The 14,434-nt window shown below is 68.4% G+C and carries 11 protein-coding genes; 8 read left to right on the forward strand and 3 right to left on the reverse strand.

Annotated elements, in window-relative coordinates:
* Nucleotides 1–137: 137 nt before the first annotated feature.
* From C5E06_RS08920 to C5E06_RS08930, 3 genes are all read left to right on the forward strand, one after another.
* The gene (locus C5E06_RS08920; protein WP_258067572.1) at nucleotides 138–5,717 is read left to right on the forward strand and encodes a glutamate synthase-related protein; all 5,580 of its coding nucleotides are present in this window, start codon (nucleotides 138–140) and stop codon (nucleotides 5,715–5,717) included.
* Nucleotides 5,714–7,450, forward strand: coding sequence for a sulfite reductase flavoprotein subunit alpha (locus C5E06_RS08925; RefSeq protein WP_104306623.1), 1,737 nt, complete (start codon nucleotides 5,714–5,716; stop codon nucleotides 7,448–7,450). Before C5E06_RS08920 ends, C5E06_RS08925 begins: the two co-directional genes overlap by 4 nt.
* A gap of 138 nt (nucleotides 7,451–7,588) precedes the next feature.
* Complete coding sequence (locus C5E06_RS08930) at nucleotides 7,589–8,533, forward strand: hypothetical protein (RefSeq protein ID WP_104306624.1); 945 nt, start codon at nucleotides 7,589–7,591, stop codon at nucleotides 8,531–8,533.
* Between the two features lie 105 nt (nucleotides 8,534–8,638).
* Here the strand turns inward: C5E06_RS08930 and C5E06_RS08935 are convergent, their stop codons facing one another.
* Complete coding sequence (locus C5E06_RS08935) at nucleotides 8,639–9,214, reverse strand: dihydrofolate reductase family protein (protein ID WP_104306625.1); 576 nt, start codon at nucleotides 9,212–9,214, stop codon at nucleotides 8,639–8,641.
* 71 nt (nucleotides 9,215–9,285) lie between these two features.
* Here C5E06_RS08935 and C5E06_RS08940 point away from each other — a divergent pair, with 71 nt between their 5' ends.
* Together C5E06_RS08940 and C5E06_RS08945 are read left to right on the forward strand one after the other, a co-directional pair.
* The gene (locus C5E06_RS08940; protein WP_104307263.1) at nucleotides 9,286–9,852 is read left to right on the forward strand and encodes a TetR/AcrR family transcriptional regulator; all 567 of its coding nucleotides are present in this window, start codon (nucleotides 9,286–9,288) and stop codon (nucleotides 9,850–9,852) included.
* A 104-nt stretch (nucleotides 9,853–9,956) separates the two neighbouring features.
* On the forward strand, nucleotides 9,957–10,595 hold the full coding sequence (locus C5E06_RS08945) for a TetR/AcrR family transcriptional regulator (RefSeq protein WP_104306626.1): 639 nt from the start codon (nucleotides 9,957–9,959) through the stop codon (nucleotides 10,593–10,595).
* Here the strand turns inward: C5E06_RS08945 and C5E06_RS08950 are convergent, their stop codons facing one another.
* Complete coding sequence (locus C5E06_RS08950) at nucleotides 10,596–10,871, reverse strand: hypothetical protein (RefSeq protein ID WP_104299006.1); 276 nt, start codon at nucleotides 10,869–10,871, stop codon at nucleotides 10,596–10,598.
* Nucleotides 10,872–10,924: 53 nt separating this feature from the next.
* On the opposite strand from C5E06_RS08950, the gene C5E06_RS08955 reads away from it, so the two are divergent.
* The 3 genes from C5E06_RS08955 to C5E06_RS08965 all read left to right on the forward strand — a co-directional run bounded on the left by C5E06_RS08955 (nucleotide 10,925) and on the right by C5E06_RS08965 (nucleotide 13,183).
* Nucleotides 10,925–11,383, forward strand: coding sequence for a MarR family winged helix-turn-helix transcriptional regulator (locus C5E06_RS08955; protein ID WP_104306627.1), 459 nt, complete (start codon nucleotides 10,925–10,927; stop codon nucleotides 11,381–11,383).
* Between the two features lie 97 nt (nucleotides 11,384–11,480).
* Nucleotides 11,481–12,389, forward strand: coding sequence for a DUF2268 domain-containing protein (locus C5E06_RS08960; protein WP_104306628.1), 909 nt, complete (start codon nucleotides 11,481–11,483; stop codon nucleotides 12,387–12,389).
* Nucleotides 12,390–12,415: 26 nt separating this feature from the next.
* Nucleotides 12,416–13,183 carry a MerR family transcriptional regulator gene (locus tag C5E06_RS08965; protein ID WP_104306629.1) on the forward strand — a complete coding sequence of 256 codons (768 nt, stop codon included), beginning with the start codon at nucleotides 12,416–12,418 and terminating at the stop codon, nucleotides 13,181–13,183.
* Between the two features lie 130 nt (nucleotides 13,184–13,313).
* Here C5E06_RS08965 and C5E06_RS08970 read toward each other — a convergent pair whose 3' ends face one another.
* Entirely contained in the window at nucleotides 13,314–14,417 is a 1,104-nt protein-coding gene (locus C5E06_RS08970; RefSeq protein WP_104306630.1) for an NADH:flavin oxidoreductase/NADH oxidase, read from the reverse strand.
* Nucleotides 14,418–14,434: the final 17 nt, after the last annotated feature.

Raw genomic sequence — 14,434 nt, forward strand, 5'->3', positions numbered from 1 at the left:
AACCCTTACCGTACGTATACCGCTATGCCGCTGGGAACCCCGCACCGCACCAAGTGACGACTCCCGCAGACGAAACCTTCAATGTTGCAGTGTTCGCGTCGCCTTTCCCCTCGCTGCTGTCCCTTGGAGGCATCTTCGTGTCGCAAAAAACCGTTGGTCTGTACCGTCCCGAGCTCGAGAAGAGCGACTGCGGCGTCGGCTTCATCACGCGCAAGGACGGCGTGCAGCACCATGATGTGATCCGGCTCGGAAACGAGGCGCTCTGCGCGATCCCCCACCGCGGAGGCATGTCCGCCGAGGGTGTCGGCGACGGCGCCGGCATCAACGTCGACCTGTCGGTCGAGTTCTTCAGCTCGCTCGTCGGGCGCGAGCTCGAGTCGGGCCTCTTCGGCGTGGGCAACTTCTTCATGCCGAGCGACGTCGAACAGCTCGACGTGGCGCACGAGCTCATCTCCAGCACGCTGCGCGCGCACGGCATCGAGCCGATCCTCATCCGCGACGTGCCCGTCGACGCCACCGTCGCGCGCCCCGCCGCGGCGCACTACCAGCTGCCGATCGTCCAGTGGATCTTCCTCGCGGCCGAGGGCTGGAGCCGCGCCGAGATGGACGCCGCGGCCAACGCCGCGCTCCTCGACATCGAGGGCATCGCCTACTCCAACGCCGCACTCCAGGGGCTCTACCCCCTGTCGCTGAGCGCCCGCACGCAGACGCTCAAGGGCCGCCTCAACTCGAACGAGGTCATCCCGTACTTCACCGACCTGCTCGACGAGCGCCAGTCGGTTCGCACGCTCTTCTTCCACACGCGCTTCTCGACCAACACGGAGCCGCACCCGAGCATGGCGCAGCCGTTCCGCATGCTCGCGCACAACGGTGAGCTCAACACCGACCGCAAGAACCGCCTCTCCGAGAACGCGCTCGCGACCGCGCGGGGACGCGTCATCGTGCATCCACCTGGGCAGTCGGACAGCAGCCGCTTCGACCAGACCCTGCAGAGCCGCGTCTTCGACGACGGGCTCGAGCTCGTCGAGGCCGTCGTCTCGACCATGCCGCCGGCGTGGGAGAACGACCGCACGCTCACCCCGGAGGTCCGGGACATGCTCGAGTTCTTCTCCCTCTACGAGGAGAAGAACGACGGACCGGCAGCACTCGTCTTCAGCAACGGCGACATCATCGGCGCGCGCCTCGACCGCCTCGGGCTGCGCCCGTTGCGCACCGTCGAGACCGACGACTACCTCGTCGTGAGCTCAGAGGCCGGGCAGATCCAGTTCGCACCGGGCAGCATCGTGCGCCGCGGGCGCATCGAAGCGGGCGGGATGCTCTACTTCGACCACACGCAGGGGCGCAGCTTCCGCACGTGGGAGGCGCTCGAGCAGCTCGCCCTCCGCCGCGACTACAGCGCGGACCTCGAAGCCGCGCGCGTCAACATCGAGGACATCGAGCTGCCCGAGATCGACCGGGGAAGCAACACGCTCGGCTACGACGGGGACCTCTCCCCCGCCGGCAGGTACGTCGCGTACTCGCTGAACCAGGAGAGCTTCAAGTTCATGATGGACCCGATGCTCGCCAACGGCACCGAGCGCATCTCCGCCATGGGCTACGGCAACGCCATCAACGCGCTCTCCGACCAGGAAGGCGGGCTCGCGAAGTACTTCTCGCAGCGCTTCGCGCAGGTCACGAACCCGCCGCTCGACAGCATCCGGGAGGCCGACGGCATGACGCTGCGCGTCGCACTCGGCGCCAAGCCCGACGGCGGCAACCAGACGCGGCAGATCGTCGTGCCCTCGCCCATCCTCAGCCACCTCAATATGGTCGCGCTCCGCGAGCAGCGCCTCGCGCCGCTCGAGCGCTTCGAGATCCTCTACGCGCCCGTGCAGGGCGACGCCCCCGCCAACGCCGCCTCGCTGCGCGACGCCGTCGAGCGCGTGTGCGACGCCGTGACCTCGTTCGCGCGCGCCCAGGGCGGCATCGCCGTGCTCACCGACCGCAACGTGTCGCGCGAGCTGGCCGCGATCCCCCTCATCCTGGTCATCGCGGCCGTCAACCAGCGGCTCATCCGCGAGGGCCTGCGCCTGCGGGTGTCGATCATCGCGGAGAGCGGCCAGCTGCCCTCCTCGCACCACATCGCCGCCGCGCTCGGCTTCGGCGCCGCCGCGGTCTACCCGCTCTGCGTGCGCCTGCGCGCCGAGGAGCGCTACCCGAGCGGCGCCGCCTCGATCGACACGATCACGGACACGGACCTCGCCGTGGCCCGCTTCGCGAAGGCCGCCGAGAAGTCGCTCATGAAGACCATGGGCCGTGTCGGCCTGTGCACCGTCGAGAGCTACATCGGCGGCGAGTTCTTCGAGCCCAACTACCTCGACACGAAGGACCCGGTCCTCGCCGACTACTTCCCCCACCTCGCCGCCCCAGTCGGTGGCGTGCGCTTCGAGCGCATCGCCCTCGCGGTCGCCGAGTGGCACGAGCGGGCCGTCGCGGTCGCCGACGAGAAGCAGATCCCCCTCCTCGGCCTCTTCAAGGAGCGCCAGGAAGGCGCCGGCCACTCGTTCGGCACCACCGCGGTGCGCGGGTTCATCGACATGACCGAGGAGCCGCGCATCCTCGAGACCACGAAGGCGCCGGAAGCGCCCGCCGCGAGCGACGAACCGCACCCAGGGCACGACTCGCTGCGACTCCTCACCCTCGGCCAGCTCGGCGACGCGTTCGGACTCGACGACAAGGCGTACACGTACAGCGGATACGGCGCGCTCACGCCGGAGCAGATCGACGCGTTCGAGATCACCCCCGGCTACCGGGACTTCGTCACGAACACCATCCAGGAGCGCACGCGGCGCCCCTCGGCGCTCCGCGACGTGCTCTCGCTGCCCGCAGACGTCCGCCTCGCCTCGACGCCCTCCGAGTTCGCGCGGGAGCTCAGCCGCTTCTCGCTCGAGGGCAACAGCGACGTCCGCGTGCGCGGCCTCGAGATCGAGCACACGGAGAACTCCACCTACGAGCTGAAGCTCACCGGGCCCCTCGACGACGAATCGACGCGATACGACGCGCTCGCGCAGGTCCTCACGGCCCTCGACGGCGACGCCATCACCGAGACGACCGCGACGGATTCGAAGCTCGAGGTGCGCGTCGCCCCGGGCGCACCGAGCATCCTGAGCCTGCTCAGGACGGCCCCGGACAGCATCTCGCTCGACGAGGTGCAGCCCGCTCACGAGATCGCCCGCACCCTCGCATCCGGCGCCATGAGCCACGGGGCGCTCGTCGCGACCGCCCACGAGTCCGTCGCGCACGGCACGAACATGGTCGGCGGCATGTCGAACTGCGGCGAGGGCGGCGAGCACATCACCCGCTACAACACGATCCGGGGCTCGCGCATCAAGCAGTTCGCGTCCGGCCGCTTCGGCATCTGGGCCGGCTACCTCGCCGACCCGATGCTGCAGGAGCTCGAGATCAAGATCGGGCAGGGCGCGAAGCCCGGCGAAGGCGGCCAGCTGCCGGCGCCGAAGGTCACGGTCGACATCGCCGCGGCCCGAGGCGGGACCCCAGGCGTCGAGCTCGTCTCGCCGCCGCCGCACCACGACACCTACTCCATCGAGGACCTCGCGCAGCTCATCCACGACTGCAAGGCCGCCCGGGTGCGGGTCGTCGTGAAGCTCGTCTCGTCGGAGGGCATCGGCACGATCGCCGTCGGCGTCGCCAAGGCGGGCGCCGACGTGATCAACGTCGCCGGCAACACGGGAGGCACGGGGGCGGCCGCCGTCACGAGCCTCAAGTACGCGGGACGCTCGGCGGAGATCGGCGTCGCTGAAGTCCACCAGGCGCTCCTCGCGAACGGACTCAGGCAGAAGGTCGTCCTGCGCTGCTCCGGTGCCCACCAGATGGCAAGCGACGTCGTGACCTCCGCGCTCCTCGGCGGGGACAGCTTCGAATTCGGCACGACAGCGCTCATGATGCTCGGCTGCGTCATGGCGAAGAACTGCAACATCAAGTGCCCCGCAGGACTCACGACCAACCCCGAGGTGTTCGACGGCGACCCGCGCGCCCTCGCCCAGTACCTCCTCAACATCTCGCACGAGGTGCGGGAGATCCTCGCCTCGCTGGGGCTGCGCTCGCTCGGGGAGGCACGAGGGCGCGGCGACCTGCTGCAGCTCCTCGCGCACCCCGCGAGCGTCGGCGACCTCGACGTTCGCGACATGCTCGCGAAGGTTCCCGAGAAGATCGTCGCCAACCCCATCTACCTCGAGAAGGACTTCAGCATCGACGACTCCCTCGTCGAGCAGATCCGGGCCGCCCTCGTCGACCGAGCAGAGCCGTCGATCCTCATCGAAGGCGTCGAGATGGGCAACCGCTTCAAGTCGGTCGGCGGTCAGCTGTCGATCGACATCGAGCGGATGCTCAACTACGAGCTCGATGCCGAGACGGTCGCAGGGCTCCCCGCAGTCGTCGAGGACGAGCGAGGCAGGCGCTCGCTCGTGGACGGCAGCATCATCGTCACGACGCAGGGATCCGCCGGACAGTCCTACGGGGCCTTCAGCAACGACGGCATGCGCCTCGTGCACACGGGAACCGCGAACGACGGCGTCGGCAAGAGCCAGGGCGGCGGAACCATCGTCGTGCTCTCCCCCGGCGGCGGCGGCTCGGAGCCCGGCGAGAACGTGCTCATCGGCAACTTCGCGCTCTTCGGTGCGACGGGCGGACGCACGTTCGTGCAGGGCGAGGCGGGCGACCGCTTCGCGGTGCGCAACTCCGGCGCAACAGCGGTCGTCGAGGGCATCGGCGACTTCGGCTGCGAGTACATGACCAACGGGGCCGTCCTCAATCTCGGCAGCGCGGGCAAGGGCCTCGGCAACGGCATGAGCGGCGGGTTCGTCTACCAGTACGACGCCGACGGCTCGACGCGCGAGAACGTGAGCGCCGACTCCCTGCTCGTGTTCCCCATCACCGATACCAGCCACGGCGACTTCCACGAGGCCGCGGTCAAGCTCCTCCTGCAGTGGCACCTCGACGCGACCGGTTCACCCCTCGCTGCGCAGATCCTCCGCGACTGGGAGTCCGAGCGCAGCAGGTTCTTCTGCGGTATGCCGCGGGCGCTCCTGCTCTACCAGGACGCCGACAAGATCCTCGCCGCGAAGGGACGCAAGGAGCTGCTGGACGAGCTCTCCACCTCCATCGCAACCCAGCGCATCCGCCTCTTCAAGGAGGCCTACCGCGGCGGTCACCCGGTGATCGGCGGGCGCACCCCCGGCGGCTCGGAGTCCGACCGTGACGACAGGTTCGCTCTGCTCGCCTCCTACGCGGTGCTCAACATCTCGCAGGACATCGCGCTCACCCGAGTGCCAGACGCCAGCGGGCCCGACGACCCCAGGGTGGTCGACGCGGTCCGGAAGCTCATCCTCACCGAGGACTTCTTCGTCATGCAGCGCGTCAACAAGTACCTGCGCGGTGAACTCGACCGGTTCGAGGACGCCGAGCTCGCTGCTCTCATCGCCGCGAAGCGCCTCGAGGACTACAAGGACGCCCTCCGCCTGCGCAACGTGCGCAGCATCGACGCGCCAGGAACGACGGGGTGGATCATGCACCAGAACGTGAAGAACCGCCGGCTCCTCCAGTCGGTGGGTACGGACGAGATCCTCGCGACCGCGGCGATGGTCGACATCGCCCGCGAGCTCGTCGTCACCGAGAAGCGCCAGCAGCCGACGGCCGCGACGGCGGGTGGCCTCGCATGAGCGCGCCGTTCATCCCCGTCGACGCCCCCTTCACCCGGGAGCAGCAGGCATGGCTCTCCGGGTTCATGGCGGGACTCGCCGCGATCCCCACCGCCGACAAGGAGGTGCAGGCCGCGACGCTGACGCTCGAGATCCTCATCGGCACGCAGACCGGGAACTGCGAGTTCGTGGCCGAGGACCTCGCGGCGGCGGCCCGAGCCGCAGGCCTCGCGGCGACGCTCGCCCCGCTCGACTCGGTCTCCCCCGAGGCGTTGAACGGCGAACGCAACATCGTCGTCGTCACGTCCACGTACGGCGAGGGCGAGATGCCGGACAACGCCGAGCTGTTCTGGGAGGAGCTGTCCGCTGACGGTGCTCCGCGCCTCGAGTCAGCGAAGTTCGCGGTCCTCGCGCTCGGAGACAGCAGCTACGACGACTACTGCCAGGCCGGGAAGCTCATCGACACGCGCCTCGAGCAGCTCGGGGCGACGCGTGTCGTGCCGCGCGTGGACTGCGACGTCGACTACGAGGATGCGGCCGCCGGGTGGATCGCGGAAGTGGTCGAGCACTTCGCGGCCCTCCAGCCGAACACCGCCGCTCCGGCACCAGCCGCTGCCGCCGCACCGGCTCGAGTGCGCTCGCCGTGGAACAAGAAGACGCCGTACCCGTCGCGCCTCGCCGTCAACCGCGTCCTCTCCGGGCCACGAAGCTCGAAGGAGATCCGCCACTACGAGTTCGATCTCGGCGACAGCGGCATCACGTACGCGGCGGGCGACGCCCTCGCGGTCGTGCCGGTCAACGAGCCCGGTCTCGTCGACGAGCTGCTCGGGCACCTCGGCTTCTCCGGTGACGAAGCGCTCGAGAGCGGCTCGACGCTGCGCACGGCGTTCGAGCGAGAGCTCGACATCACGGCCCCCTCGAAGGACCTGCTCGCGGAGCTTTCCGCTCGGGAGCCGAGCGGAGCCGTCGCGGAGCTCGTGCAGCGCGGCGACAAGGCTCAGCTGGACAGCTGGCTGTGGGGCCGGGACACGCTCGACGTGCTCCGGGCTGCGCAGGGAGTGAGCTTCACCGCAGATGAGTTCGCGTCGCTGCTGCGGCCCATGCAGCACCGCGCCTACTCGATCTCGTCGAGCCCGCTCGCCAGCCCGGACCGCATCCACCTCACCGTGGCCTCGGTGCGGTACGGAACCGAGGCCCGCCGGTACGGCGGCGTGTGCTCAACGTTCCTCGCGGACCGTGTCGGCGACCTCGACCCCGTGCACCTGTTCCTGCAGCCGAACGCGGCGTTCCGCGTGCCTGAGGATGACGACGCCCCCATGATCATGGTCGGCCCAGGCACGGGGATCGCCCCGTTCCGCGGCTTCCTGCACGAGCGTGAGGCGCGCGGCGCATCCGGACGCAACTGGCTGCTCTTCGGCGACCAGCACCGCGACAGCGACTTCATCTACGAGGAGGAACTCGCGGGGCTCACCGAGCGCGGTGTCCTCGACCGCCTCGACCTGGCGTTCTCGCGCGACCAGGCGGAGAAGATCTATGTGCAGACGCGGATGCTCGAGCACAGCGCCGAGCTCTACGCCTGGCTCGAGGAGGGTGGGCACTTCTACGTCTGCGGTGACGCATCGCGCATGGCGAGAGACGTCGACGACGCCCTCCACGCGGTGGTCGCGCAGGAGCGAGGAGTGACGGCTGAAGGCGCGGCAGAGTACGTTGCCGCGTTGAAGCGCCAGAAGCGCTACGTGAGGGACGTGTACTGAGCCATGCTGCCGGAGGACACCGCGGGCCGGGATGAGGTCTGCGGGGCGAGCGGGGACTGCCCGTGCGCGCGGCGTCGTGGCGGTGGGCTCCAGGGTCTCGGGCGCGATGGCGCAGTCGGCGCGGCCCACTCCCGGCAGGTGAGCGCGCTCAACGCTGGGACGCTCGATCGGCTGCTGTCGTCGCCGCACACAATGCTCCGCAAGGTGAAGCTGTCGCCGGGGGCCCTCGCCTACGGTCTTGTCGGGTTCGGCACGGCGACGGCGACCACCAGCAATGGCGCGTGCACGATCCACCAGATCGGCAGCTACGACCTGCCGACGGCGTGTGGTCGGGCGCTGCGCGCGCCGTCCGCCTGGATCACGTTGCGGGTTCGTCCGGCGTCGCTCGGCGTCGCGGTGATCGCCCACGAGGAGGGCGTGCAGGGCGCGCTCCCCAGTCTGTACGTCTATTCCATCGACGGTCGCCTCGTGCACCGGGTGCTTGTCCACTCTGCCCAGGACGCCGGGCTGCTCGCGAGCCTCGGACGTTCTCGGCTGCCGAGCGAGGCGCAGCTGCGCATCCTGCAGCTGGCTGGGGAGGCCGCGGCGGACTGGCGCGACGGCGATCAGCTCGCGCAGCTGGATGCGATCCTCGATGCGGGTGGGTCCGATCGACACGCCGCGCTGGTGCGCGGGAACGCTGCTCGCTCTGGCTGGGGTGTCGGTGGCGTCGGCAACAGCCGCGCCGTGGATCCCTCGCTGCTCCCCGCGGTGTTCGAGCACCTGAGCTCGGTCGGGTTGCCGGTCTGCGTGGGTGTTCCGTCGAGTGCTGTGCTGCAGCTGGGCGCGGGGTTGGTGCACCTCGTGGAACGTGTCGGCGCGCTCCTGGTCGTCTCGCTCGGGGACGGCGTCATCGAGCTCGATCTCGGCGCGGTGCGCTCGTGTCTGCTCGTGGCGGCCTGCGGGCCGCTGGGTCGCACGTCGACGCTGGAACTCTACGATGAGCGCGCTCGCTGCGTCGCCGTGGTGACGCAGCTCGGGCTGGTCTCGGCCGATGTGCATCGTGCCTGGGAGCACATGCTGGAGTCGTTGCCCGCTGCGTGAGGTCGTCGACAGGGACTCGGGAGACTTGGCCCGGTCGCGCTGGGGGTCTGACACCAGGACGTCGTTGACACAGCGGTGGGGGCGACGTCCGCGCGATCACGATGCTCACGCTCTGCCGCTGGAGACGTATTCCTCGACCACGACACCCGACTCGAAGGAGCGGGTTCCGGTCAAGGTGAACGCACGCGGCTCGTAGAGGGCACTCCCGAAGATGGGGATGCCGGAGCCGAAGATGACGGGATTGCGCTTCAAGACGAGGCGGTCGATCTCCGGGAGGAGTGCGCCGGCGAGCTCCCCACCACCGCAGAGCCAGACGTCCAAGCCGTCTTCCCGTTTCAGGCCGCGGATCGTGGCGAGCGGATCGTGAGTGACGGTGATCTCCGGGTCGAGGTCGTGTGCCCGGCGGCTCGCAACGATCTGACGCAGATGGGGGTAGGGACGGTCGATTCCGATATCGAGCGCGGGGGCCAGCGTGTTCCACCCCATGATCACCGTGTCGAATCGCGTCTTGGGCGGTTCGATTCCCAGTGCGGCCTGCACGTGCGCGGGCAGCGCGTCCGCATACTCACCGAACACCACAGATGCGTGGTCGCCATCGACGAGGAACGCATCGAACCCGCCGGTTGGGTCAGCAATGTACCCGTCGATGCTGACGGCGACGTAGTAGACGAGGTTCCTCACAGCATCTCCAATCACGACAAGTGTCGTAGTTAAAGTACAACAGGAGTTGTGGTCTAGCTACCATGGGCGGCATGGCCCGCAACGAAGAACGACGCACAGCACTTGCCGACGCCGGGATTCGCGTGTTGGCAGAAGAAGGCGCCCGTGGTCTCACCCACCGCGCCGTGGACGCCGCCGCAGGCACGCCCCGCGGTACAGCCTCGAACTACTTCCCGACCCGGGACGATCTCATCTCCGCGCTCGTCGACCGCATCGGAGAGAGGCTGACACCCGATCCCGAGGCTGTTTCCTCGCGTACCGCTCGGCCACCCGACCGGGAGCTCTTCGCCGACTACCTGCGTGACGTCGTCAGGCGCCTCGGCATTGACCCACATGTGTCGCTCGCCCTCTTCGAGCTGCGGCTAGAAGCCGGACGACGTCCTGCTGTGGCCAAGGCGCTCGGAGCGTGGCGGCAGGGAGCCTTCCGGGAGGATGTCTCGTTCAACGAAGACTCTGGCCTGCCAGGAGGGCAGACGGAGATCGCCCTGTTCCACTACGCCATCGACGGATTGATGCTCGACCACCTCACCGCACCGATCGATACTGGATTGTCCGTCGATGCCGCTATAGACGAGTTCGTCGACCGCATTCTCCGGTAGTCCCGTCCCCAGAGTCGCCATGCCGCGTCAGCAGTATTCTCTCCAGCCGGTACGTCGGCGTGTGTGAACGCGTTCACTGAACTTGTTCGAGGTAGCCTTCGGGCATGTCGACACCACGCGTAGAGGTCAAGCGGCTCACGCACTCCCGCGTGGTCGATGTGGCCGCACACCTCTTCGTCGAGAAGGGGTTCGCTGGCACGAGCATCCGCGGAATCGCGCAGGCGGCGGGCGTGAGCGTCGGCACGGTCATGTCCGTGGGCGACAAGAGCGCGCTGCTGGTGCGGGTCTTCGATCTCCTCGTCGAGGCGGAAGTTGCCGAGCGGTCTGCTGCCGTCGATCAGGCTCGTCCCGCAGGAACTCAGCGCCCCGCGTTCGCCGATATCGCCGGGACGGACGCTGGGGGCAATTGCCCGGACAGGCTCGTGGGTCTCACGGCACCGCTCGTCGCGCTGTTCACGCGCCACGACGAGCTTGCGCGCGCCTACGCGTCCATCCTCATCTCGGGCGGGCGTGAAGCGGGACTCTTCTCGGATCTGGCGACCGGCCTCACCGAGAGGTTCCGCACCGTGATCACCGAGCGCGGATGCACCGCCGAGGAAGACGCCGCCGCGCGAGCGGGGGCGCTGTACTTCGCGTTCGTCGGGCTGCTCTTCACGGCGGCCGCGGGTGGCACCTCCGACCCCGAAGCGCTCTCCGCCGACGTCCGAGGTGCCTTCGGCGCGATCTGCGCCTGCCCGGAGTAGCTACGCGGAGGTCCGCTTCGAACCTGGCTCGCGTCGCTCGTCGCTCGGGCAGAGGATGCTGCTCGGCTGATTGGCGCCGATGCCTCGCCTGATCTCGTGCTCGGAGTACGGGTGTCCGCAGTCCCGGCAGGACGCGGGTGCTCGGACGGGATCCGTTCGCGCGACTCCCCCGGTGCCCACCTGTGCCGGCCCCATGAACGGGAACAGCAGCTGGTTGAGCCGATTCCACCATCCGGGCTGACCCTTGTAGGGGTTCGGGAGTCTGTCGCTGGCCATGATCGTTAGTGTACTAACTATTCGTGGTCTGTGTGCGCGACTAGTCTGGACCCGTGGATCTCCTCGCACTCGACAAGCAGCTCTGCTTCGCCCTGGCCGCGGCCAGCCGGAGCGTCATCTCGCTCTACCGACCCATCCTCGAGCCGCTCGGTCTCACGCATCCGCAGTATCTGGTGATGCTCGGGCTCTGGGAGAACGACGGGCAGACACTCGGCCAGCTCGCGAGGGCCCTGCATCTTGAACCCGCCACGCTCAGCCCGCTCGTGAAACGACTCGAGACCTCTGGCCTGGTCACCCGCAGCCGGCGACCAGACGACGAGAGAGCCGTCGAGATTCGACTCACTCCCCCGGGCCTCGAGCTGCGGGCCAAGGCCGAGGAGGTGCCGGTCAAGGTCGTCGCGGAGCTCGGATGGACCCTCCCGGAACTCGAGGCGCTCAAAGACACGCTCACCCGGCTCCTCGACGACTCGACCACAGCCAGGGCCGAGGGGGCGCGCGGGCCCCGCAGCTAGCTCGACACCTCAGACACGGCCGAGGAGCACCGGCCGGGGACACGCATCGACGCGATGGTTGACCTTGCACCTAGGTCAATGTCTACAGTCGAATGCCATGACCATTTCACTGATTGACAGCGCCTCTGCGATGGCGCGGGTTCTGGATGAGACCCCTCATAAGCGTGCGGACCTCGTGCGCGAGATGTGGGCGCCGATGGCGGGCATGTACCACTTCATTCCCGACCAACTGGATATGGTGTCGATTCACCGTCAGAACTTCGGCTTCGACTGGGAGAAGTCCTCGGACCAGCTGCGTGAGGGATTGCAGATGCTGGTGGATGCTGCTGCGTGGACCCGTGTGGCCGAGGCCCTGGAAGCGGGAGCAGCCGCGCTGAAGGCCGCGGACCCGAGCGTGTTCGTGCCGGATCTCACGGTGCTGCTCCTGCTCGGCGATCCCACCAGCGAGCATTTCCTCAACGAGGTTCAGGGCTTATCAGGGTTCGGCGGGATCAGCGGCTTCATAGCTATCACCGTGTGGCCCACTCAGCGTGTCCTCGACCGACTCGAAGCCATCGCCGTCCATGAGCTCCATCACAATATCCGCTACTCGCCAGGCGGTATTGCCTGGAACCCTGCCACGGTGACGGTAGGAGAGCACGTCATCTCCGAAGGACTCGCGGACACCTTCGCGACGGAACTCTACGGCGGCGCTGGACACACCCATTTCGTCACCGACGCGACTCGCTCTGATGACCAAGTGCTCGCAAAGGTCGCGACCGGGCTTGAAATCACCGGAATGCAGGAGTTTGCCGGTTGGGTTCTCGGTGATGCCACGGCGAGACTGATGGGGGGTTCCCCGGTGGGTCTGCCCACTGGAGCGGGCTACGCCGCTGGAGCACGAATCGTTGCAGCGTACGTCGAGGCCACAGGCACGACGGCGGCGCAGAACGTGCGGACCCCTGCGGCGGAGATCTTGCTGCGGGCTCTGCCTCGCCTCGGTCTTGCAGGTTCCGAGCGGAGCTGACGGTCGAGAGACTCTGAGGAGTGCGTATGGAATGGACGGTCAACGAGCTCGCCGAGAGAGCGGGCATAAGCGGCGCTGCATTGCGCCACTACCATCGCATCGGGTTGCTCCATCCGGACCGCGTCGGGTCGAACGGCTACCGCTACTACGGGCCCACTTCGGTCGCTCGACTGCAACGTCTCCTTCTGCTTCGCGAGACGGGGATGGCCTTGACTGAGATCGCTGCAGTGCTGGATGCGCCCGAGACACCGCTCGCAGAGCGAGAAGCGCTGCAGACTCACCTGCAGCAGCTGAATGCGGACAAGGCGACGCTTGAGCGGCGCATTGCCGCGGTTCAGCACACGTTGGCGATGCGCCAGGAAGGCCGTGAGCCTCGCATGGACGTCATGCTTCAGGGCTTCAACGACGCCTACGAAGCCGAGGTCGTCGAGCGCTGGGGGCGCGACGCGTTCGACGCCTCTCATCAGTGGTGGCACGGCAAGTCCGTTCGCGAACAACGCGCGTGGAAAGCTGACACGGAGGCTCTTCTGGCGCGCTGGCGAGAACTGCAGGAAGCAGGTCACGAGCCCGATTCCGCAGCGGCCCGGACGCAGGCGACCGCTCACCTGGACTGGTTCGCCCAGATCCCTGGAACACCAACGCATGCTGGCGACACGGAGAGGTCTACCGCAATGGTGCTCGGCATCGCGGACCAGTACGAGTCGAATCCGGATTTTCACGTGAGTTTCGGAAGCGAGGAAGCCGCACGATTCGCCGCCGAAGTGCTTCGTACTCACGTGCGTCGCCTCCCGTGACGCCCTTGGCTCGGACGGTCAATGGATGCATGCGAGCACTCGGGGCGTTGGCGTACCGACCTCCGCCGCCACGTCGGCGCGGATGAAGAACGGAACGGCGTGATGCGGGTCAGCGCCGCTAGCAGTACAGCTAGCCCATGGTCGCGCGCCAGTACTGGGGCGCGACGAGACCGACTTGCCCGTCTCCCAGCTGCACCGCGGCGTGCACCGGCCAGTTCGGGTTGGCGAGCGCGGCTCGGCCGATCGTGATCCCGTCGGCATCGCCGCCCACCAGGATCGCCTCGGCGTGGCGCGCTTCCGTGATCTGGCCGACCGCCGTCACAAATGCGGTCTCCGCGGGGAGCGCCTCGCGGACCGCCCGGGCGAGCGACACCTGGTAGCCGGGGCCGACCGGGCCGGTGAAGGCGCCGATGCCGCCGCTGGAGAGGTCGAACACGGTGACGCCCAGCTCGTGCACGAGCTTCGCGAGGTCGACGGTCTCGGCGATGGTCCAGCCGCCCTCCACCCAGTCCTCGCCGGAGAAGCGGATCGCGAGAGGCTTCTCGGCTGGCCAGTTGCGCCGCACCTCGGCGACGACCTCGAGGACGAAGCGAGTGCGGTTCTCGAACGAGCCGCCGTACTCGTCGGTCCGCTCGTTCGAGAGCGGTGAGAGGAACTCGTGCAGCAGGTAGCCGTGAGCCGCGTGGATCTGCAGTGCGTCGAAACCCGCGTCGTCGGAGCGGCGGGCCGCCCTGCCCCAGTCGGTCACGAGGTCCGAGATCTGCGTGACGGTGAGTTCGGCAGGCGCCGCGAGCCCGAAGACATCGGTGCTCGACGGGGCCTGCGCACTCCAACCGCCCTCGTCCGCGGGAACGGTGCCTCGTGCCGTCTCCGGCAGAGCCGGGTAGGCGGATGCCTTGCCGCCGGCATGGCCGAGCTGGATGCCGGCAGCAGCGCCCTGCTCATGCAGGAAGTCGACGATGGGGCGCCACGCCTCCGTGTGCTCGTCGCTCCAGATTCCCGTGTCCTCCGGCGAGATGCGGCCCTCGGGGACGATCGCTGTCGCCTCCGTCCAGACCAGCCCGAACCCGCCGCTCGCGCGCGCACCCAGGTGCACGAGCTGCCAGGACGTGGGAAGACCGTCCCGGCGCGTCACCGAGTACTGGCACATCGGTGCGAGGAACGTGGCGTTGCGCAACGGCAGGCCGCCACCTTCCATGCTCGGCAGGGTGACGGGTGACAGAAGACGGCTCATGCTGACCTTTCGACGTT

This window comes from Pseudoclavibacter sp. RFBI5, assembly GCF_002931395.1.
In the GTDB taxonomy this organism is placed as follows: domain Bacteria; phylum Actinomycetota; class Actinomycetes; order Actinomycetales; family Microbacteriaceae; genus Pseudoclavibacter.

Bases quoted from the DNA above. Each gene is read 5' to 3' on its own strand.
- C5E06_RS08960 (WP_104306628.1), top strand. From the start codon at position 11,481: ATGACCATTTCACTGATTGACAGCGCCTCTGCGATGGCGCGGGTTCTG.
- C5E06_RS08970 (WP_104306630.1), bottom strand. From the start codon at position 14,417: ATGAGCCGTCTTCTGTCACCCGTCACCCTGCCGAGCATGGAAGGTGGC.
- C5E06_RS08965 (WP_104306629.1), top strand. From the start codon at position 12,416: ATGGAATGGACGGTCAACGAGCTCGCCGAGAGAGCGGGCATAAGCGGC.
- C5E06_RS08950 (WP_104299006.1), bottom strand. From the start codon at position 10,871: ATGGCCAGCGACAGACTCCCGAACCCCTACAAGGGTCAGCCCGGATGG.
- C5E06_RS08945 (WP_104306626.1), top strand. From the start codon at position 9,957: ATGTCGACACCACGCGTAGAGGTCAAGCGGCTCACGCACTCCCGCGTG.
- C5E06_RS08940 (WP_104307263.1), top strand. From the start codon at position 9,286: ATGGCCCGCAACGAAGAACGACGCACAGCACTTGCCGACGCCGGGATT.
- C5E06_RS08925 (WP_104306623.1), top strand. From the start codon at position 5,714: ATGAGCGCGCCGTTCATCCCCGTCGACGCCCCCTTCACCCGGGAGCAG.